The sequence below is a fragment of the Corallococcus praedator genome, assembly GCF_003612125.1.
Classification (GTDB): Bacteria; Myxococcota; Myxococcia; order Myxococcales; family Myxococcaceae; genus Corallococcus; species Corallococcus praedator.
This window is the reverse complement of sequence record NZ_RAWI01000920.1, coordinates 1-470: the sequence shown is the minus strand read 5'-3', so window position 1 is coordinate 470 and position 470 is coordinate 1. Positions and strand designations below refer to the sequence as shown.

The 470-nt window shown below is 66.0% G+C and carries 1 protein-coding gene; it reads left to right on the top strand.

What is annotated here, in order from left to right; translation table 11 throughout:
• Nucleotides 1-362, top strand: a 362-nt coding sequence (locus D7Y13_RS47405; protein ID WP_208734601.1) for a hypothetical protein, incomplete at its 5' end; no start/stop codon positions are given.
• Between the last annotated feature and the right edge of the window lie 108 nt (nt 363-470).

The following is a 470-nucleotide window of genomic DNA, read 5'->3' as shown; positions in this document are numbered from 1 at the left end:
CCACGAGGGCGGAGCGGTCTTGGGGTCCCACGCGGGAGCAGGGCTTCGTCTGGCACTGCTCCGATCAGCCCTGCGGGAGATTGGTTTTCCCTTCCACGCCTGGCGTGGAGACGCTCTTTCATCGAGAAGGAAACGCCATGTATGCTCACACGCCCCGCGCCGGCTCTTCGTCCGGCACCCCACTGGATTCCAAGAATGAACCCGCCACCGCCAGCGATACCGCAAAGGGTGCGGCCGGCAGAGGCCAAGAAAAGGCACTGGTGAAGGAAACCACGCTCGATTCGGTCGCGGGTGAGGAAGACCCGGGTGCCTCGCTCGACATCGTGGCGCCCGTCGTGCCGCAGAAGGGCCGCGCTGACTGAGGGAGTGCGCCCCAGGGTTCACTCAGCGAGGCAGCGCGGGGTCTAAAGCAGCGTGCGGTACAGGTCAAGGTACGGAACGGCCGCGCGTTGCCAGCTGAAGTCCTGCGC